Below are 729 nucleotides of genomic sequence, written 5' to 3' on the forward strand. Positions count from 1 at the left end.
CTTTGGAGCAAGTATGGAATCCCTGGTGTTCATGAAGTAACAGCGACTTCATTTTTCGTTGATATAGCTTCAAAATTACAACACAAGGCTCCTAAAAACTCAATTATGTTAGGAGAAACACTTGTTAATAAATTAGGACTTACAACTAATGATTATCTTGAATATAAATCAAAAAATGGTGAGGTTGATAGGTATGTCATTGATGTTACAGCCAAAGATAAATCAAGATTAAGATACAAACAATATGTATTGAACCAGTCAAAATATTTTTCACTTTTGCCACATGGCACTCAACCTTCCAGAATAAACGTAATAATTACCTATAGTAATGATGAATATGGTTTATTCAATAAGATTGAATATAAAAATTGTGCATCAGCGATACCAAAAAATAAATGGGTCAAGTTCCACGCAACGTTTCGTGAGACATATGGCGAACAATATGAAGCATTAAAGTTTAAATTTAGGGTAGTTAATCATGGTAAAGAGGCAGGAGAAAAAGATAACAATGACAACCATGAAACAGAAATAATAAAAAAAGCCAATGAAAAGGAAAATGGAGTATTTGTTGCCTCTCACAAAGAGCGAACGTCATACAAGGGCTTACAACATATGTATATTTCTGTTATTAGTAATGGTGTTGTGGTTGAAAAAGAAATAATATGTAGTATCTTCATTCAGTAATGTAATTTTGAATAAAATTTAGCATAAGTTAGCAGTGTGTAATAG

1 protein-coding gene is annotated in these 729 nt (G+C 31.3%); it reads left to right on the forward strand.

All coding sequences use genetic code 11. The features are described 5' to 3' along the window. Positions 1–684 (forward strand): nucleotide-binding domain-containing protein (locus tag J1785_RS00545; protein WP_420803818.1); only part of this gene is annotated, 684 nt, incomplete at its 5' end. Positions 685–729: the final 45 nt, after the last annotated feature.

The organism is Rahnella perminowiae, from assembly GCF_019049755.1.
Taxonomy (GTDB): Bacteria; Pseudomonadota; Gammaproteobacteria; order Enterobacterales; family Enterobacteriaceae; genus Rahnella; species Rahnella perminowiae.